The organism is Aeromonas sp. s9, assembly GCF_040907765.1.
Classification (GTDB): Bacteria; Pseudomonadota; Gammaproteobacteria; order Enterobacterales; family Aeromonadaceae; genus Aeromonas; species Aeromonas caviae.
Genome location: NZ_JBFOCK010000080.1, coordinates 60,480 through 78,840 on the forward strand (window position 1 = coordinate 60,480; position 18,361 = coordinate 78,840).

General features: G+C 62.5%; 13 protein-coding genes, 9 tRNA genes and 1 riboswitch. Of the genes, 10 read left to right on the top strand and 12 right to left on the bottom strand.

Translation table 11 applies throughout. From position 1 onward, the window contains the following. Nucleotides 1-69: 69 nt before the first annotated feature. The 6 genes from AB5Y54_RS17050 to AB5Y54_RS17075 all read left to right on the top strand — a co-directional run bounded on the left by AB5Y54_RS17050 (nucleotide 70) and on the right by AB5Y54_RS17075 (nucleotide 5,115). A complete protein-coding gene (locus AB5Y54_RS17050; protein ID WP_319864243.1) occupies nucleotides 70-834 on the top strand; it encodes a DUF3450 domain-containing protein in 765 nt (254 codons plus the stop codon). Beyond that, entirely contained in the window at nucleotides 831-2,204 is a 1,374-nt protein-coding gene (locus tag AB5Y54_RS17055; protein ID WP_103858181.1) for a MotA/TolQ/ExbB proton channel family protein, read from the top strand. Before AB5Y54_RS17050 ends, AB5Y54_RS17055 begins: the two co-directional genes overlap by 4 nt. Before the next feature lie 10 nt (nucleotides 2,205-2,214). Continuing rightward, nucleotides 2,215-2,742, top strand: coding sequence for a MotA/TolQ/ExbB proton channel family protein (locus tag AB5Y54_RS17060; RefSeq protein ID WP_045525714.1), 528 nt, complete (start codon nucleotides 2,215-2,217; stop codon nucleotides 2,740-2,742). Nucleotides 2,743-2,808: 66 nt separating this feature from the next. Then, a complete protein-coding gene (locus AB5Y54_RS17065) occupies nucleotides 2,809-3,216 on the top strand; it encodes a biopolymer transporter ExbD (protein WP_010675476.1) in 408 nt (135 codons plus the stop codon). A gap of 16 nt (nucleotides 3,217-3,232) precedes the next feature. Further along, a complete protein-coding gene (locus tag AB5Y54_RS17070; RefSeq protein WP_010675477.1) occupies nucleotides 3,233-3,868 on the top strand; it encodes an energy transducer TonB in 636 nt (211 codons plus the stop codon). An 11-nt stretch (nucleotides 3,869-3,879) separates the two neighbouring features. Next, nucleotides 3,880-5,115: a lipopolysaccharide assembly protein LapB gene (locus AB5Y54_RS17075; protein WP_042014300.1), complete on the top strand. Its 1,236-nt coding sequence runs from the start codon at nucleotides 3,880-3,882 to the stop codon at nucleotides 5,113-5,115. A 341-nt stretch (nucleotides 5,116-5,456) separates the two neighbouring features. Here the strand turns inward: AB5Y54_RS17075 and AB5Y54_RS17080 are convergent, their stop codons facing one another. Continuing rightward, complete coding sequence (locus AB5Y54_RS17080) at nucleotides 5,457-8,462, bottom strand: glycosyl hydrolase family 18 protein (protein WP_368154066.1); 3,006 nt, start codon at nucleotides 8,460-8,462, stop codon at nucleotides 5,457-5,459. 145 nt (nucleotides 8,463-8,607) lie between these two features. Further along, nucleotides 8,608-8,691, bottom strand: a riboswitch (cyclic di-GMP riboswitch). Between the two features lie 293 nt (nucleotides 8,692-8,984). Here AB5Y54_RS17080 and AB5Y54_RS17085 point away from each other — a divergent pair. After that, the gene (locus tag AB5Y54_RS17085) at nucleotides 8,985-11,126 is read left to right on the top strand and encodes an ExeM/NucH family extracellular endonuclease (protein ID WP_368154061.1); all 2,142 of its coding nucleotides are present in this window, start codon (nucleotides 8,985-8,987) and stop codon (nucleotides 11,124-11,126) included. A 459-nt stretch (nucleotides 11,127-11,585) separates the two neighbouring features. Here the strand turns inward: AB5Y54_RS17085 and AB5Y54_RS17090 are convergent. The 7 genes from AB5Y54_RS17090 to gltX all read right to left on the bottom strand — a co-directional run bounded on the left by AB5Y54_RS17090 (nucleotide 11,586) and on the right by gltX (nucleotide 13,936). Beyond that, nucleotides 11,586-11,661, bottom strand: a tRNA-Ala gene (locus tag AB5Y54_RS17090). Nucleotides 11,662-11,695: 34 nt separating this feature from the next. Further along, a tRNA-Ala gene (locus tag AB5Y54_RS17095) sits at nucleotides 11,696-11,771 on the bottom strand. 48 nt (nucleotides 11,772-11,819) lie between these two features. Further along, a tRNA-Ala gene (locus AB5Y54_RS17100) sits at nucleotides 11,820-11,895 on the bottom strand. A 63-nt stretch (nucleotides 11,896-11,958) separates the two neighbouring features. Continuing rightward, nucleotides 11,959-12,034: transfer RNA gene (locus tag AB5Y54_RS17105), tRNA-Ala, on the bottom strand. Between the two features lie 28 nt (nucleotides 12,035-12,062). Further along, nucleotides 12,063-12,138, bottom strand: a tRNA-Ala gene (locus AB5Y54_RS17110). A gap of 236 nt (nucleotides 12,139-12,374) precedes the next feature. Then, complete coding sequence (locus AB5Y54_RS17115; protein WP_368154062.1) at nucleotides 12,375-12,518, bottom strand: glutamyl-tRNA synthetase; 144 nt, start codon at nucleotides 12,516-12,518, stop codon at nucleotides 12,375-12,377. Nucleotides 12,519-12,520: 2 nt separating this feature from the next. Further along, complete coding sequence (gene gltX / locus AB5Y54_RS17120; protein ID WP_368154063.1) at nucleotides 12,521-13,936, bottom strand: glutamate--tRNA ligase; 1,416 nt, start codon at nucleotides 13,934-13,936, stop codon at nucleotides 12,521-12,523. A 263-nt stretch (nucleotides 13,937-14,199) separates the two neighbouring features. Between gltX and AB5Y54_RS17125 the strand changes: the two genes are divergently transcribed. The 3 genes from AB5Y54_RS17125 (at nucleotide 14,200) to AB5Y54_RS17135 (ending at nucleotide 17,564) form a co-directional block, all read left to right on the top strand. Continuing rightward, complete coding sequence (locus tag AB5Y54_RS17125) at nucleotides 14,200-16,302, top strand: methyl-accepting chemotaxis protein (RefSeq protein ID WP_316287075.1); 2,103 nt, start codon at nucleotides 14,200-14,202, stop codon at nucleotides 16,300-16,302. A gap of 99 nt (nucleotides 16,303-16,401) precedes the next feature. Next, nucleotides 16,402-17,061, top strand: a complete 660-nt coding sequence (locus AB5Y54_RS17130) for a LysM-like peptidoglycan-binding domain-containing protein (protein ID WP_010675484.1) — start codon at nucleotides 16,402-16,404, stop codon at nucleotides 17,059-17,061. Between the two features lie 293 nt (nucleotides 17,062-17,354). Continuing rightward, nucleotides 17,355-17,564, top strand: a complete 210-nt coding sequence (locus AB5Y54_RS17135; protein WP_005297820.1) for a cold-shock protein — start codon at nucleotides 17,355-17,357, stop codon at nucleotides 17,562-17,564. Nucleotides 17,565-17,970: 406 nt separating this feature from the next. On the opposite strand, the gene AB5Y54_RS17140 is transcribed toward AB5Y54_RS17135, so the two are convergent. The 4 genes from AB5Y54_RS17140 to AB5Y54_RS17155 form a co-directional block, all read right to left on the bottom strand. Then, nucleotides 17,971-18,046 (bottom strand) — tRNA-Gly (locus AB5Y54_RS17140). 24 nt (nucleotides 18,047-18,070) lie between these two features. Then, nucleotides 18,071-18,146: transfer RNA gene (locus tag AB5Y54_RS17145), tRNA-Gly, on the bottom strand. 38 nt (nucleotides 18,147-18,184) lie between these two features. Further along, nucleotides 18,185-18,260: transfer RNA gene (locus tag AB5Y54_RS17150), tRNA-Gly, on the bottom strand. A gap of 24 nt (nucleotides 18,261-18,284) precedes the next feature. After that, a tRNA-Gly gene (locus AB5Y54_RS17155) sits at nucleotides 18,285-18,360 on the bottom strand. Nucleotide 18,361: the final 1 nt, after the last annotated feature.

Below are 18,361 nucleotides of genomic sequence, written 5' to 3' on the forward strand. Positions count from 1 at the left end.
CCGGCTTTGCCCCATGCCCCAAGGAAGTTACGGAGATAGGGTAATTCTATGAAAACAAGGACAATTACAATGAAGAAAGCGCTCCTCGGCAGCCTGATTTCGGCTGCCTTGCTGACCAGCTTCAATCTGAGTGCCGCCTCTGCCGGTCAGGCAGTGGACGCTCAAGCCGCCACCGACAATGCCTCCAAAGTTTCCCAGCAGAAGATCGACAACTACGCCGAGTCTGCCGAGTCTGCCCTGGCACAGTACAAGGCCGCCCTGCGCCAGGTCGACAGTCTGCGCACTTACAACGAGCAAGTGGGCAAGATGGTCGACTCCCAGAGCGCCGAACTCGCCTCCATGCAGAAGCAGATCGCCCAGATCGACCAGACCAGCACCGAAGTGGTGCCCCTGATGCTCAAGATGATCGACTCCCTCGATCAGTTCGTGGCCCTGGACCTGCCGTTCCAGAAGGTGGAGCGTGAGGACCGCGTGGCGGCCCTGACCGACCTCATGAACCGGGCCGACGTCACCATCTCCGAGAAGTACCGCAAGATCCTCGAGGCCTACCAGATCGAGGAGGGCTTCAGCCGCACCATCGAAGCCTACAAGGCGAGCCTGGACAAGGATGGGGACGAGAAGACCTACGAGTTCCTGCGCGTCGGCCGCATCGCCCTGCTCTACCAATCCCCGGATGGCAACGAGACCGGCATGTGGAACAAGAAGACCCGCCAGTGGGAAGAGTTGCCCCAGGAGTATCGCAGTGCAGTGGAACAGGGCCTTCGCATCGCCAAGAAGCAGGCGCCTCCCGCCCTCATCAAGCTGCCGGTTCAAACTGCGGAGAAAGCATCATGAAAGGAATCAAACTTGCCATCGCCTCGCTGATCGCGGGCGCTACCCTGGTCACCCTGCCGGTGACCGCCGCCGAGAAACCGGTGGATCTGAACGCCCTGCTCAATCAGGTCAAGGCTGCCAGCACCAGCGAATCCCAGCTCAACAAGGAGCGGGAAGCCCGCTTCCTGGCTGACAAGAACGAACAAGGGGCCCTGCTCGCCAAGGCCAAGGCGGATCTCGCCGCCGAAGTCGCCAGGGGCGAAAAGCTCAAGGCCACCTTCGATGCCAACGACAAGCAGCTCACCGAGCTGACCGAGACCCTGCGCCAGCGCTCCGGCAACATGGGCGAGATGTTTGGCGTGCTGCGCCAGTTCGCCGGTGAATTCAAGGGGATCTTCAATGCCTCCGCCCGCCGGGTCGAACATCCCGAGCAGACTGCCCTGCTGACTCGCCTGGCTGAGAGCAAGGAACTGCCCTCCAGCGATGACCTGACCGCCTTCTGGACCACCACCCTCAGCCGCATGGTCGACGGTGGCAAGGTGAGCCAGATCCCGGCCACCGTGGTCTACGGCGAGGGCAACCAGGCCGAGAAGACCGTCACCCAGATCGGTGAGTTCAACACCGTCTCCGAAGGCAAGTACCTCACCTTCGTGCCGGAGACCGGCAAGTTCGAGCAACTCTCCCGCCAGCCCGAGAACGCGGTGCTGGAACCGGTCGCCAAGTTTGAGCAGGGTGGCGGCAGCGTCGAACCCATCTTCATCGACCCGTCCCGTGGCGTGATCCTCTCCCTGCTGGTGCAGTCGCCGACCCTCAAGGAGCGCATCGATCAGGGTGGCTCCGTGGGCTACGTGATCCTGGCGCTGGGTGTCATCGGTACCCTGCTGGCCCTGTTCTGCGGCGCTCGTCTCTCCCTCATCGGCGGTGCCATGCGCAAGCAGCTGAAATCCGAGCAGATCATCAAGGGCAACCCCATCGGCGAGATGCTGGGTGCCTACCAGGATCACCGGGGTGACAACATCGAGGATCTGGAATCCAAGCTCGACGAGATCATCCTGCGCAACGTGCCCAAGCTGGAGAAGGGCATCAGCCTCATCAAGCTGATCGCCTCCGTCGCCCCGCTGCTGGGCCTGCTGGGTACCGTGGTCGGGATGATTGCCACCTTCCAGGCCATCACCCTGTTCGGTACCGGTGATCCCAAGCTGATGGCGGGCGGTATCTCCGAGGCCCTGGTGACCACCATGCAGGGTCTGGTCGTGGCCGTGCCCATGCTGTTCCTCTACACCATCGTCCAGACCCAGAGCCGCCGTCTGATCCAGGTACTGGAAGAGCAGAGCGCCGGTTTCGTTGCCCGTTATCAGGAACGTCTGCACGCCGCCAAAGCCGCAGCCTAAGGAGTCACCCATGTGGTTCTGGTTGATTGAAGAAGTCGAGTCGGTCCGCCGGTTTCTGGGATTGGGGGGCGACGTGCTGGTCGCCCTGTTCTTCCTGACCCTGATGATGTGGGCCCTGCTGCTGGAGCGCTGGTTCTACTTCATGGCGGTCTATCCCCAGCAGGTGAAACAGACCAAGACGGCCTGGCTGGCCCGCACCGATCACCTCTCCTGGTCCGCCAGGCAGATCCGCCGCGAGCTGGTCTCCCAGGTCGCCATGGCGGTGGACAAGGGGATGCCGGTCATCAAGGTGCTGATCGCCCTCTGCCCGCTGATGGGGCTGCTCGGGACCGTGGTAGGCATGGTGCAGGTGTTCGATACCCTGGCCATCACCGGCACCGGCTCCCCCAGGGCGATGGCCTCGGGGATCTCCAAGGCGACGGTACCGACCATGGCGGGCATGATTGCCGCCCTTTCCGGCCTGTTTTTTGTCAGCCGGCTCGATCACAAGGCCAAGCTGGCCGTGCAGAAGCTGGAAGACAACCTGAAACACGGCTGATGCAGGATGCACATCCCCGGCCGGGCCATGCCCGCCGGGGCACAGAACAAGCAAGGAGTTTTTGCCATGAGAAAACGTCACAGCGACAGCGGTGCTGACGAGGCGGCCATCGATTTGACCCCCATGCTGGACATCGTGTTCATCATGCTGATCTTCTTCATCGTCACCACCTCGTTCGTCAAGGAGTCCGGCGTGGAGATCAACCGCCCGAGCGCCAGCACGGCCGAGACGGTGAAGAAGGGGAACATCATGGTCGCGGTCCGCGAGAACGGCCAGGTCTGGGTCGACAAGCGCATCGTCGAAGTGGGCGCGGTGCGTGCCAACATCGAGCGGCTGCGGGCGGAGAACCCGGAGAGCGCCGTGGTGATCCAGGCCGACAGCGAATCCCGTTCCGGTCTGGTGGTGCAGGTCATGGACCAGATCCGCATGGCCGGTGTCCAGAACATCTCCATCGCCGCCGACAAGAGCAGCTGATGCCGGAGCGAATGCCATGAGATACCTGATATCGTTAGCGGTCTCCTGCGTGGTGGTGTTCTTCCTGTTCCTGGGAATGAACAAGCTCATCACGCCGGATCACCGGGAGCTGACGGAGCGGGAGGACGTCACCATGACCGACTTCATCCGCCTCAAGCCTCAGGAGACCCTGCAAGAGAAACAACGGGAACTGCCCAAACCGCCGCCCCCGAAACGCCCGCCTCCCCCGCCCGAGATGGAGGTGGCGAGCACGGACAGGCCTAAGATGGACAGCTCCCCCATGGACATGCCCAAACTCGACATCCCGGTCAACATCGGTGGCGGCAACGCCCTGGGTGCCTACAGCACCGGCGGCGGTGGCGGTGGCATGGGCGGCAACAACGGCGCCATCCCGATGGCGACCTTCGAGCCCATGATGCCCCGCAAGGCGGCCCTGGCCGGTCTTGCGTCCGGCAAGGTGCTGGTGGAGTTCACCGTCACCGAGCGCGGTACCGTGAGCAACATCCGCATCGTCAAGGAAGAGCCCCGCAGCTATGACCTCGGCAAGGCGGCGCGCCAGACCATCGCCAAGTGGACCTTCAAACCGGCCATGGTGGACGGCAAGCCGCAGGCCAGTCGCATGCAGCAAGAGATCGAGTTTGCGACCAACTAAGGAGGGTGGCGATGAAAAAGTTACATACCCTGATCCTCGCCCCGGTGGCCATGGCGGTGCTGCTCAGCACCGCCACCTGGGCCGCCGAACAACCCGCCCTGTCTGACCGCGCCTACCGCGCGGTCAACAAGGCCCAGGCGTTGATCACCGAGAAGAAATACGGCGAGGCCAATGCCAAGCTGCAGGAGGCGCTGTCCGGCGCCGGCGAGCGGGTCTACGACAAGGGGGTCATTTTGCAGACCCTGGGCTTCGTGGCGGCGCAGCAGGAGAAGTACGGTCAGGCGACCAAGTACTTCGCCGACGCCATCGCCACCGGCGGCCTGCCGCCCCCGGTGGCCCAGCAGGTGCGCTACAACCTGGCCCAGCTCTACATGGCGGAGGGGAACTTCAAGGGTTCCATCAACACCATGAAGGAGTGGTTCGCAAACCTCGGCAAGGACGAGAAGCCGACCCCGCACGCCTACATCACCCTGGCCAACGCCCATGTGCAGCTCAAGCAGTACCGGGAAGCCATTCCGGCGGTGGACAACGCGATCAAGCTCTCCGCGGGCAAGGCGCCGGAGTCCTGGTACCTGCTGAAGATGGCGGCCCACTACGAGCTGAAACAGTACAAGCCGGCCACCGAGGTGCTAACCGCCCTGGTGGACCGCTACCCGGAGAAGAAGAAGTACTGGACCCAGCTCTCGGCCATGCACATGCAGGCGGGCAACGATGCCAAGGCCCTGGCGGCACTGGAAGGGGCCTACAACCTCGGCATGCTGACCGAGGCCAACGAGTTGCAGCGGCTCGCCAACTACCTCGCCTTCGCCGGCATTCCCCACCGCGCCGCCCGCGTGATGGAGAAAGCCATGAAGGAGGGGCAGATCGAGAGCACCGCGGCCAACTACAAGACGCTGGCCAACTACTGGCATCAGGCCAAGGAGCTGGACCCGGCCATCGACACCCTGGCCAAGTCCTACAAGCTGGCCCCCAATGCCGAGCTGCAGCTCAAGATGGCGCGCATGATGATCCAGAGCAAGCGCTACCAGGATCTGGTGGCCTTCGCCGCCAAACCTGCCGCCAACGCCAGCGGCGAGCAGCGGGCGGATCTGAAGTTCCTGACCGGGGTCGCCTATTTTGAGCAGCAAAAGCCCAAGGAGGCGCTCTCCGCCTTCACTCAGGCCGCCCAGAATGGCAACGTCAGTGGTCGTGCTTCCCCCTGGATCAGCTTCTTGAAAGAGCAGCAGGGCGGCGCCGTCACCCAATAAAGCTGCGCGGCCCGGCTGGCGGGGCGGGGATCTCCCCGACTCGGCATCCGGGCCGCGACACATCGACAAGGGGGTCACCCCGCAGATTGCCTTGGTGGCAATTGGCCGCTCTTCGGAGCGGTCTTTTTTATGGTCACTCCCCTGCCCTTTTCCCCTCCTTCTCCTGATACAAGGCATAAAAAAATCCGGAGCCTGGGCTCCGGATTGGGTCATTGCCTTGCGAGAGAACAGGCCATGCAAAGTGCCGGCCTGCCGCTCAAACGGTCATCAGTAGCTGCACACCAGCTTCCAGCTGCCGTCGCCCACTCTGAGTTCGCTGCTGGTATAGCAGCCTGGACAACTCAGTAGCTGCATATCAGTTTCCAGCTGCCATCGCCCGCCTTGGGCTCGCTGCTGGTCCACCAGTTGGCCTGCCACACCGCCTTGCCGTTGGTCATGCGGTCGTTGCCATTGGCGTGATCCCCGCGCGGCCAGGTCGGATAGGCATTGTAGTCCGCCGGGTTGACGTTCTGGCTGGCACAGGTGGTGCCACCGCTGCCGCCGTCACCACCGCCACTGCTGCCCAGCACCGCCTCGGCCAGGGCCGGGAAGTCGGACTTCAGGCCTATGGTCTGGCTGCCGGCAATCAGGCGCATGCCACTCGGCACGCCGGCGGCCGGCAGGTAGTAGGTCATGGCCACTTCCACGTCGGTGCCCGGCGTCCAGGCTTTCCAGGCCGGCAGCGTCAGAGCCACCTTGTGGAAGTCCTTCTCATTGGCGATGCCGTCCGAGTTCTGGTTGCCACCGCTCTCCACCACTTTCAGCCCCATGCCGCTCTGGTCGGTGATGGTGTCTGAGGTGGAGGTGGGGACCAGGAACTCGATGCGGGTGCCGCCCGGAATGGTCTGGGTCGACTTGTTGGTGAGCTTCAGGGTCGGGTTGATCGGGTAGTTGGAGTCCCCTTCCTTGAAGCCGGAGAGGCTCACGCCGATGTCGAGCTGGGCAGCCGGAGCCGGCAGATCATTCTGCTTCAGGGCCGCCTTGTCGGCCTTGCTGAACTTCTCGTAGGCGAGGCTGGTGAGGGTGCTGCCCATCACGTACTCGTTCTTCGCGGCGTCGAAGTCATAGTCCCCCGCCATCTCCCAGAACATGACGCCCCCCAGGCCCCGCTTGACGATGTAGTCGAGCTTGTGACCCATGGACTCTTCATCTTCGGTGGAGAGGAACACCTTCTTCTGCTCGTTCCAGAGCCAGGGCGCATGGGCCTTGTCGTCGTAGTAACGCACATACTGGCCTTGCATCACGTGGGCCGGGTTGTTGGGATCCAGACCCCAGGCCTGGCCGTAACTCGGCAGGGTGGTGATGCCGAGGCTGGCCGCATGCTCCAGGTTCTTGGCATGCCACATGGGCACGGCGCCACCGCCAATCTCCTTGCCGTTCTTGTCAAGGTCATGCCAGATGTTGTCGATGCCCACCGCCCCGTTGCCGCACGGAATGGTGCTGCCACCGGTGCCCGGCTGGCAATCGCTCTGGCTCGGCAGCGCCGCCTTGCCACCCAGACCGTGGGTGCCACCGGTGACCCCCTGCCAGCCACGGGTGTAATAGGGCACCCCTATGTTGATCTTGCCCGCCGCCAGGGCACCACGGAAGTAGTGGGCCGCCCAGGCGGAGTTGAGATAGCCGATGCCGCCAAACTGGGCCTGGGTGTAGACACCCCACTGGGACAACTCGGGATCCGCCTTGTTGTCGAACAGGGCGGCGTTGTGACCGACGAAGTGGTTCCAGGCACCGTGGAAGTCATAGGTCATCAGGTTGACGTAGTCGAGGTACTGGGTGACCTGGAAGTTTTCCATGCCGCGCAGCAGGTAGGCCGAGGCCGGCGAGGCGATGGTCAGCATGTACTTGCGACCATCCTCGGTGCCGGCGCTGTCGAGCTTGTTGCGCAGGGTCTTCATCAGCACTTCATAGTTCGCAAAGAGCTTGCTGCGACACTGGTTGGAGAGCGGGAAGTCGTTGGGGTTGCCCGCATCCTTCATGGAGGTGGGGTACTCGTAGTCGATATCCACCCCATCGAAGCCGTACTGGCGGATGAAGCCCACGGCAGAGTCGGCAAAGGCGTTGATGCCGGCGGTGTTGACCGAGCAGTCGCCCTTGGTGGTGGCGGCGTAGAAGCCGCGGGTATCGGCCCAGCCCCCGACGGAGATGAGGGTCTTCACGTCCGGGTACTGCTTCTTGTACTTGGACAGCAGGTTGAAGTGACCCTGATAGGCGAACTCCGGATCCATCTCGGCGCCCGGCACCCCGTTCCAGGTCAGCTTGGTAGCGGCGTCATCCACCTTGATGGTGTGACTCTGCTCGTCCACCGCCGCGAAGGCGTAGTTGATGTGGGTGATCTTGTCCCAGGGAATGTCGCTCACCAGGTAGGCGGGCAGGCCGTTCTTGCCGGTGCGCCAGGAGGTGAAATACCCGATGACGCGGCGGCCGTGGTCATCCCCCATGCACTCGCTGCCGTCGGCGCGGTAGATCTGGCGCACGTCGCAGGAGAGGTTGCCGCCGGTAGGGGGCAGGGCCGCTTCTTCCACCTGCACGTCCACCTGGGCCGACTCGCCAGAGAGGTTGCTCTTGTCGGTCGCCACCAGCTTGAGGCCGGTCAGCCCCTTGTTCTGGGGCGTCCAGCTCAGTTGCCAGGGGGCGCTGGTGTCCTCGCCCACCTTCTGGCCATTCACGAAGAGCTCGACCTTGGCGACGTCGTCATTGGCATCGGTGACATTGCCGCTCACGGTGAGGGCGCGGCCCAGGGTCACCCTGGCACCGGCGGCGGGGCTTGCGATGCTCACCCTGGGCGCCTCTGGCGCCACCACGGCGGCGACCTTGAAGCTCGAATCCGCCTCGCTCAGCACCTTGCCGTCTTTATCCAGCGCCCGGGCCTTGAGGGCGTGATTGCCCGCACCGGCGGCAGACCAGCTGGCACTCCAGGGAGAAGCCGTGGCGGTGGCGACCAGGGTGCCGTCGATGAGGTATTCCACCCGGGCGAGCGCCGTGACCGGGCCGCTCAGCGTCACCGCCAGGGCCACACTGGCCCCCTCGCTGACGCTGGCACCCACGGCGGGGGAGCCGATGGCGACGACCAGGGCCGGCGGCGGCACCTCACCACCATACAGCTTCCAGGCATCGGCCCAGACCACCCCCACCCCGGGGGCGTAGTGATAGGGGGACGCGCCGCACCAGCCGGAGTAAGGGAATTCCTTGCATTCATAGAGGGCGCCTGCGTTGCTGACGATGTCGCCAGCCTTGTAGGCGGTGCCGGCCTGATAGGCGGGGTAAGCAGCCTGCGCCCAGGCAGGGACGGCCGCAAGGGCGACCAGCATGGCAAGCCTGCTGGGCCTCAAGATCTGTTGCATATTGTTATCTTCCTTGTTTTGTCTTGGCTTCAATACCGGGAAAAGCGCAATCGCAACAGGGAACAAGGGAGCGACAACAGGCCATGGACGGGCCACAAACCCTCAAGTCACCCTGGGTAACCCCGCTGTCTGGCCCGGATGGGACAGATCGGAGGCTTTGCGTCCCGGCATCACTGCCGGTTTGCCCTTTGCCTGGGTTCCGTGAGGAACGGCTCGAGTATAGGAAGCAAGTGACCACTGCTCAATCTTTATTCTCGAAGGAAAATATGTGAATGCTGGCCGCCTCACACTTTTCGCTCCCACCTGATGACAAATAGATCATCAATATCAAACTGTTAGCCACGTCAAAAAATGGCAGATGGGCTCCTTTGTCTCCTCATAATGTGCGTTGGTTCACTGGTCAGAGCTGCCAGAAATGTGACAATGCGCGCCCTTGGCCACGATGCCAAGGCTATGGAAACACTGGCAAAAATAAAAAAAGGAATACCCATGAAAGGAACACCTACCCTGCTGTCGCTGGCCGTGGGGCTCGCGCTCGCGTCCCCCTCTCTCTACGCCGCCGGCTTCAGTTGCCCGGCCGACAGTGCCCTCACCCCCATCCCCGCCATCCAGGGCAGTGGCGACAAGAGCCCCCTCGTCCCGGACGATCAGTTCGAAAGCGCCCAGAGCGTCTCGGTCAAGGCGGTGGTCTCAGGTCTGGGGGAAAGCCTCAACAAGGGCTTCTACCTGCTGGATGTGCAGGGGGACGGCAACCCCGAGACGTCGGACGGCATTTTCGTCTACCTCAACGACAAGAACTTCGCCAGCAAGTACCCGGACATCCAGCCGGGCGCCCTGGTCTGTCTGGAGGCCAAGGTCGAGGAGTATTACGGCCACACCCAGCTCAAGCCCCTGTTTGACGGCAGCACGCCGCGCCTGACAACCCTGGCCCAGGGCGACGCCCCGGCCGCCACGGCGCTGCGGGTACTGGAGGGGGAAACCCTGGCCCGGGCCCTGGAGCGTCACGAAGGGATGCGGGTGCGCCTCGACGCCGACAGCGCCCTCCAAATCAGCCGCAACTTCAGCTACGACTATGCCGCCCGGCGCAACAACCTGGTGCTCGCTCACGGCGCCCCGCTGATGAAACCGACCCAGCTCCATGTGGCGAGCAGCCCCGAGGCCGTGGCGCTGGCCGAGGCCAACGCCAGCAACCGCGTCTTCCTCGAGTCGGACTTCAAGGCGGGGGACGGCAAGCTCCCCTGGCTGCCCGCCTGGGAGCCGGAGCAGGGTTACCTGCGCATCGGCGATGCCCCTGTCAATCTGGAGGCCATGGTCGGCTACAGCTACAACGAGTACCGCCTGATCGTGCCCCGGGATCAGACCATCACCGCGGGGGATCTGCTGCGCACCGGCGACAACGACCGCCAGAGCGCCCCGGCCCGCCTGGATGGCACTGACCTTCGCATCGGTAGCTTCAACGTGCTCAACTACTTCACCAGCCACTCCAGCGTGGGGGGCGCCCTCAACGTGCTCTGCGCGGATCAGGCGGATGCGGACAGCGCCAAGGGCTGCAACCGCGGCGCCAAGAGCCTGGAGGAGTTCCAGTTGCAGCGCGCCAAGATCGTCAACGCCATCACCGAGATGGACGCCGACCTGCTCGGCCTGATGGAGATGGAGAACAACGGCTTTGACGAGCACGCCGCCCTCCACGATCTGGTGGAAAGCCTCAACGCCAGGCAGAAGGAGGCGAGCAAGCACTATGCCTTCGTCACCCTGCCCAAGGCCCTGCTCACGGAGGATCGCTTCTTTGGCGGCGACGCCATCATGGTCGCCATGATCTACCGCCCCGCCCTGCTCACCCCGAGCGGGGATGCCGACGTCATCCCCCTGCCCCAGCAGCGCTACACCACGGGCGGCGTCACCAAGAGCGCCGGTCAGCGGGACTCCCTGGTCCAGCGCTTCACCGTGGCGGGCAGCGACGCCCCCCTGACCCTGGTGGTCAACCACCTCAAGTCCAAGGGGTCGGGCTGCTATGAAAACGGAGATGGCAAGACGGAGCCTGCGGATCTGCAGGGCAAGTGCACCGAGTTTCGGGTGAGCGCCGCCAAGGTGCTGGGGGAGGCGGTGAGCAAGATGCCGGGCCAGGTGCTGCTGGTGGGGGACTTCAACTCCTACGCCAAGGAGGATCCCATCCGGGTGCTGACCGACTATGCGTCGGTCGCGGGGGAGCGCCAGATCCGCTCCGCCTCCCACACCTACATCGGCGACAAGCCCTATGAGCAGATGGGCCAGACGGTGGCCAAGGGTTACGGCCTGGTGGATCTGAACGTCAAGTTCAACCAGGAGAAGGCCATCTCCTACAGCTACGAGGCCGAGCTCGGCACCCTGGACTACGCCCTCGCCAACCCGGCGCTGGCTGACAAGGTGGTGGCAGTGGCCGACTGGCACATCAACTCCTTCGAGAGCAACCTGTTCGAATATGGCAGCGCCTACACCGGCGATCTCATCAAGTCGGACAACCCCTTCAGCGCCTCGGACCACGACCCCGTCATCGTTGACCTCAAGCTCAAGGAAGCGAGCAAGGGGGGTGGCGGCGCCATGGGCGCCCTGCTGCTGGCCCTGTTGCCGCTCGCCTGGCGGCGCCGTCGCTAAGACGCGGCATCCTCGATGCCAGGTGCAAAGCCCGCGATGATCGCGGGCTTTTTTTGTGCCAGGGCCATTTGAAAAAAAAAATGCAAAGGGCCACATCATGGGATTAATAAATACCTTGTTGCCCCACCCCGCCCCTTTCCCGGAGGGCTGGCACCCTGCCGACGGGGAAACCCGGTGCTGACACCAGGGGCCGGATAGCGTATCCCGCAGGTTGCCGAACGAACCAACCACCACACGACAGAGGATGGCATCGCGCGCCCGCGCCATGGCCATGGCGGCATCGGCGCCAATCCCCCCCTCACCCCCGTCAGCGGCGGCCAGGGCCGCTGATGCCCTCGCGGACAGGGTGAAGCGCCATTTGCCAGACAAATGCAAAGGGCGAGATCATGGGAAATCCAAATGACAGGTAAACAAAAAGGCCACCGCGATGCGGTGGCCTTGGTGCTTTCTTGCGAAAGATGGTGGAGCTACGCGGGATCGAACCGCGGACCTCTTGCATGCCATGCAAGCGCTCTCCCAGCTGAGCTATAACCCCGATGTGTGTGAGTGACACTGAATCACTCTGAATTTGGTGGAGCTACGCGGGATCGAACCGCGGACCTCTTGCATGCCATGCAAGCGCTCTCCCAGCTGAGCTATAACCCCAAATTCGGTACTGAACGAATGGTTCTGGCGGCCATTCATCCTCAATAATGGTGGAGCTACGCGGGATCGAACCGCGGACCTCTTGCATGCCATGCAAGCGCTCTCCCAGCTGAGCTATAACCCCACAAAGGTCGGCCTGGGTGATACACACCGCACTGCCCTGGGTACTTCATGTCAATCGGGAACCTGGTGGAGCTACGCGGGATCGAACCGCGGACCTCTTGCATGCCATGCAAGCGCTCTCCCAGCTGAGCTATAACCCCTTTGATTCCAGATTGTACGAGGAGAATTTGGTGGAGCTACGCGGGATCGAACCGCGGACCTCTTGCATGCCATGCAAGCGCTCTCCCAGCTGAGCTATAACCCCAACTCACCTCGGCGCTACCAAAGTTATCTCTGGCAACGGAGGCGCATGATAGGCATCACCCGCTTTGCTGTCAACCCAAAATTCTCGCCCGCTGGAGCGTTTAGTCAAAATTCAGGCAGTTAGCTGTTTTTACCGCCAACCTCGTCGCTATGTCGCTGTTTTACGTCGCAAATCCGCTTGAGGCCAAAATACGAAGGGCCCCCGTCAGGGAGCCCTTTTCATGCCATGGCCGATGTTTATTCAGCGGCCATGCGCGCTTCGATATACGTCAGGGCGCGGTCGATGCGGGCGAGGACCCGCTCCTTGCCCACCAGCGCCATCACGGCGTCGATGGCAGGAGAGAGATTACCCCAGACCGGTACGGCAATGTGCGGCGGCAAGCTTACTCGGCGGTCATGCGCGCTTCGATGTAAGCCAGGGCGCGGTCGATGCGGGCGAGGACCCGCTCCTTGCCCACCAGCGCCATCACGGCGTCGATGGCAGGAGACTGGCCCAAACCGGTGACGGCCACACGCAGCGGCATGCCGACCTTGCCCATGCCCTGACCCAATTCGGCGGCAGTGGCCTCAATCAGCTCGTGCAGCGCTTCGGTGGTCCAGGTCTCCAGGACCGCCAGCTTGGTCTTGGCCAGAGCCAGCGGCTCGGCAGCCACACCGCGCAGGTGCTTCTTGGCAGCGGCTTCGTCGATGGCCTCGTACTCTTCGAACAGGTAGCGGCTCTGGGCAGCCACCTCCACCAGGGTGTTGCAGCGCTCGGCCAGCAGGGTGACCACGTCGGCCAGCGCCGGGCCATTGCTGGTGTCGATCTGCTGGTGTTCCATGTGCCAGGCCAGGTGCTTGGCCACATAGGCCGGATCCAGGCTGCGCATGTAGTGGTTGTTCAGCCACAAGAGCTTGTCGGTGTTGAAGGCGGAGGCGGACTTGGAGATGGCATCCAGGCTGAACAGCTTGATCATCTCGTCGAGGGTGAAGATCTCCTGATCCCCGTGGGACCAGCCCAGACGCACCAGATAGTTCAGCAGCGCTTCCGGCAGGTAGCCGTCGTCGCGGTACTGCATCACGGAGACTGCACCATGGCGCTTGGAGAGCTTGGCGCCGTCGTCACCCAGGATCATGGAGACGTGGGCAAATTCCGGTACCGGCGCGTTCAGCGCCTTGTAGATGTTGATCTGGCGCGGGGTATTGTTGATGTGGTCTTCGCCACGCACCACGTGGGTGATCTCCATGTCCCAATCATCGACTACAACACAGAAGTTGTAGGTCGGCGCGCCATCGGTACGGCGGATGATGAGATCGTCCAGCTCGGAGTTGGCGAACTCGATGCGGCCACGGACGTGGTCATCGAACACCACGGAACCTTCGGTCGGGTTGCGGAAGCGAATCACGTGGGGCGCATCGGCCGGGTGATCGTGGGCGCCATCCCGGCACTTGCCATCATAGCGGGGCTTCTCGCCGTTGGCCATCTGGCCTTCGCGCAGCGCTTCCAGCCGCTCCTTGGAGCAGTAGCACTTGTAGGCACGGCCGTCGGCCAGCATCTCGTCGATGAGGCCATTGTAGCGATCGAAGCGCTTGGTCTGGTAGTAGGGGCCCTCATCCCAGTTCAGCTCCAGCCATTCCATGCCCTCAATGATGGCGTCGATGGCCTCCTGAGTGGAACGTTCCAGATCGGTATCCTCGATACGCAGCACAAACTCACCGCCCTGGTTCTTTGCAAACAACCAGGAATAGAGTGCGGTACGGGCACCGCCGACATGCAAAAAGCCGGTCGGGCTGGGAGCAAAACGGGTTTTGACTTTCATCTTTAAGCCTTGTGTAGAGGGCCTTGGGCCAATTCGTTAAAAAAACCGTCGCATTTTAGCACCGACAATGACGGATGGGAAAACCATGGCGAGGCAGAGGGGAAAATAGGGTCTATTCCCGCAAAAACCGCTGTTTTAGAGTGATGTCTCAGAATTTTCCCTTTTTTCCCGCTTAGCTAGGCGAGGTTGCTGGAGAGATCTCCCGCACAGCCGATACTTCAGTCACCCCGTCAACGAACCCTCAACGATACAAGGAACGCACGATGCAGTTTCGTTCTATCCAGAATCGTATCCTGGTACTGGCCGGTGTCGCCATGACCACGGCCCTGGTCATCCTGATCCTGCTCAACCAGTATTCAGGCCGGCAGACCCAGCAGCTCACCATCGACTCCAGTCGCGCCGCCCTGCAACAGGAGGCGTGGCAGAAGGTGAGCGCCAACGCCCGCGCCGAGGCCGCCACCATCACCCAACTGCTGCAAAAGGGGCTCTCCTACACCCAGCAGATGGCCAGCGTTTTCGCCCGCCAGCAGGAGGGCAAACTGCCGCTGGATCGCCAGCAGGCCACCGATCTGCTCAAGGCCCAGCTTGCTTTGGAGCCCCAGCTCTATGGCGCCTTCGCGGGCTTCGAGCCCAACGGCTTCGACGGCCAGGACGAAAGCTTCGCCGGCCAGAGCGCGCTCGGCAGTGACGACAAGGGGCGCTTCGTTCCCTATTTCTATCGCGACAAGGATCAGATCGGCAGCGATCTGCTGCTCTCCATCGAGAAGAGCGATCCGGACGAGTTCGGCAACCCGGCCAACGACTACTATGCCTGCCCGAAACGGGAGGGGCGCCCCTGCCTCATCGATCCCTTCAAGGTGGACATCAACGGCCAGCAGGTGCTGGTGAGCACCATCACCACCCCCATCCTGGTGGATGGCCGGTTCAAGGGCATCGCCGCGCTGGATCTGGCGGTGGACTCCATCAGCCGCCAGGCCCAGTCTCTCAACAGCAACATCTATGACGGCAAGGGGGAGACCCTGATCGTCAGCGCCGCCGGCGTCATCACCGGTACCAGCGGCGACGCCAGCCTGCTCGGCAGCCGCGCCGACAAGCTGCTCGGCAACGGCTGGCAGCAGTATCTCAAACCCGAGGTACAGCGCCAGGAGCTCGACGATGCGTTTCGCATCTCGGTGCCCATCGCGGTGCCCGGCATGGCCCGCAACTGGGCCATCATCGTCACCCTGCCCTACAAGGTGGTGCTGGCGGGAGCGGACGAGCTGGCACGCCAGCTCACCGACATGAACCGCGCCGCCATGACCCAACAGCTCATCGGTGCCCTCATCGTACTGGCGCTGGCCCTTGGCACCATGCTGGTCATTGCCCGCAGCATCACGGGCCCCATCCGCCAGATGGTGAGCCTGGTGGATGACATCGCCGACGGCGAGGGGGATCTCACCAAGCGCCTGGAGAGCCGCTCCCGGGACGAGCTGGGGGCCCTGGCCCGGGGCATCAATCGCTTCATCGACAAGCTGCAGGCCTTGCTCGGGGATGTGCAGAAGACCGCGAGCGAGGTCCATCGCCACGCCGGGGATACCGATCGCATCGCCGGCCAGACCGACAACAACCTGCAGCATCACCAGGCGGAAATGGAGCAGATGCTGACCGCGGTACAGGAGATGTCCTACGTCAGCCAGGAGGTGGCCACCCACGCCAACAACACCGCCGACTCCGCCAAGCAGGCCCAGAGCGCGGCGGACGAGGGCAAGGTACGCTTCCAGCGGGTGATCCACTCCATGCACAAGGTGGCCGCCGAGGCAGGCAAGGGAGCCGAAGTGGTGGAAGGGCTGGCTCACGACAGCGAGCAGATCACCAGCATCCTCACCGTCATCCAGGGGATCGCCGATCAGACCAACCTGCTGGCGCTCAACGCCGCCATCGAGGCGGCCCGGGCCGGCGAGCAGGGGCGCGGTTTTGCGGTGGTGGCCGACGAGGTGCGCAAGCTGGCGGGCAACACCCAGCAGGCGGTGCAGAATACCCAGGAGCTGATCGACAAGATCCGCCACAGCTCCACCAACGCGGTCAACGCCATCCAGCAGAGCCAGCAGCTGACCCATCAGGCGGTGGGGGAAGCGGATCAGGCGGAGGCGGCCCTCGGCAGCATCTTCCAGGCCATCGCCACCATCAACGACATGACCTACCAGATCGCCTCCGCCGCCGAGGAGCAGAGCTCGGTTTCCGAGACCGTCTCCGGCAATCTGTCAAAAACCAGCGCACTGGCCAACGACATCGCCAGGGACGCCACCAGCACGGCCAACGCCAGTCAGGCCTTGCGTCAGGCGGCGGAACGTTTGCAGCAATTGTTGGGTCAGTTTCGTCTCAGCTGATAATTTTCATGCTCCGGACTCTCCCCCTCGGGGACGAGTCCGTTTACCATAGGCGGCATATTTGCCTGATGGCAGGCAATGTAGTGAGAGGTAAATGCCGTGCCCACCCCGGACCGTCGCCCACGTGGCCATAACAGACGAGCCCAGCAGCGTCGCCAAGACGAATCACAAGGAACCCTGCTCCAACGTATCAACGCGGCTACCCTGCCCCTGCGTCAGCGTCTCGGCCAGGGCATGAGTGGCCTGGGTCAGCGCAACAAGGAGCCGAAGGCGGCCTCGTTCAAGCTGGCAAGTCCCCTGCCCCGCAAACACACCATAGGGTTGCTGGTGCTGATCCCGCTCTGGCTGCTGGTGCTGGCCTGGGAGCCCGCTCCCGCCGCCCCGACCACGGCGCCGTCAGGCTCCCTGGCGGTCCCCCTGGCCGTGCCGGCCCAGGCCCTGACCGTCGGCAACGCCGGTGAGCCCCAGGCCGCCAAGCCCGTCGAGGAGAAAGTGGATGGCACCTGGTTGCAGCACGACGTGCAGGCCGGTGAAACCCTCTACTCCATCTTCCGCAAGTTCGAGCTGCCGGGGGCCGAGCTCAGCCGGCTCATCGCCATCGAAGGGCCGGACAGGCCGCTGACCCGGCTGCAGTCGGGCAAGTCGGTGTTCATCCTGGTGGACACCAGCCGCCGCATCCAGCGGGTCGAGGTCCGCTCTCTCGGTCAGGTCAGCTACCGCTACGACCGCCAGGGGGAAGGGTTCGCCCTCAAGGAATAAGGGGCTCGACCACCCCCCTTATGTAGACGGGAGGCCATGGCTTCCCGTTTTTTTTGATGTGAAGCATGAAACAAGCTGCTGACTTCACAATACTTTTAGCTCGCTCAAAAAATGAAAAGTGCCAAATTGACAAGGGATCGGGCTCCAGTACAATCGGTCAGGCTTTAGACAGGGATTGTGCTACATGCTACTGGGACAAAGAGACGTGGTCAGTCATGCTTCAACCCCTGACTTCCAGGCAAATGCTGCCCAACCAGGCTTAGTTTCATTTTGTTATAGATAGGACTTACCACATGTCTGACATTCGCACCGGCCAAGTAAAATGGTTCAACGAAACCAAGGGTTTTGGCTTCATCGAGCAATCCCAGGGACCGGACGTTTTCGTTCACTTCTCCTCCATCCAGAGCGCAGGTTTCAAGACCCTGGCTGAAGGTCAAAAAGTCCAGTTCACTGTGACCCAGGGCAAAAAAGGCCCTCAGGCCGAGAACGTCACCGTTATCTGAGCCAGCGCCAGTGAACCCGTAGGAGGAGCCATCGCCCCTCCTATTTTTTTGCCCGCGATCTTTCCTTCCCGACCGGCAGAGCTCTTGCCGGGCTTGCCATCCCCACCTGCAAGCCGCTTATGGCCGCCACCAGCCGCTATAAATCAAAATTATGAGTTTTGGTTAAATGCCCCGGTTTTAACTTATAGCGAGCCACTGTCTGTCATTCAGGCCCTGCCAAGCCTGTTAGCCGACCGCAAAGGGTTGTGCCCGATCTCCGGGAGGCTATTAGCAAGCAATACATCTTGGTCTTATGACTTGGGATGTGCGGGGAAGAGAGAAAGCAGGCAAACGCCGGATACGACAAATCATCGCGGCGCTATGTGATGGGCAATTCAAAGGGATTATGAGGACGTCGAAGAGAAATTGGAGCGGGAAACGAGACTCGAACTCGCGACCCCGACCTTGGCAAGGTCGTGCTCTACCAACTGAGCTATTCCCGCAACAGGATGTCATCTGCAAGTGATTGGAGCGGGAAACGAGACTCGAACTCGCGACCCCGACCTTGGCAAGGTCGTGCTCTACCAACTGAGCTATTCCCGCAACGGAATATCACTTACACATATCTACCGGACACTGTTTGGAGCGGGAAACGAGACTCGAACTCGCGACCCCGACCTTGGCAAGGTCGTGCTCTACCAACTGAGCTATTCCCGCAACAGAATGTCATCTGCAAGTGATTGGAGCGGGAAACGAGACTCGAACTCGCGACCCCGACCTTGGCAAGGTCGTGCTCTACCAACTGAGCTATTCCCGCA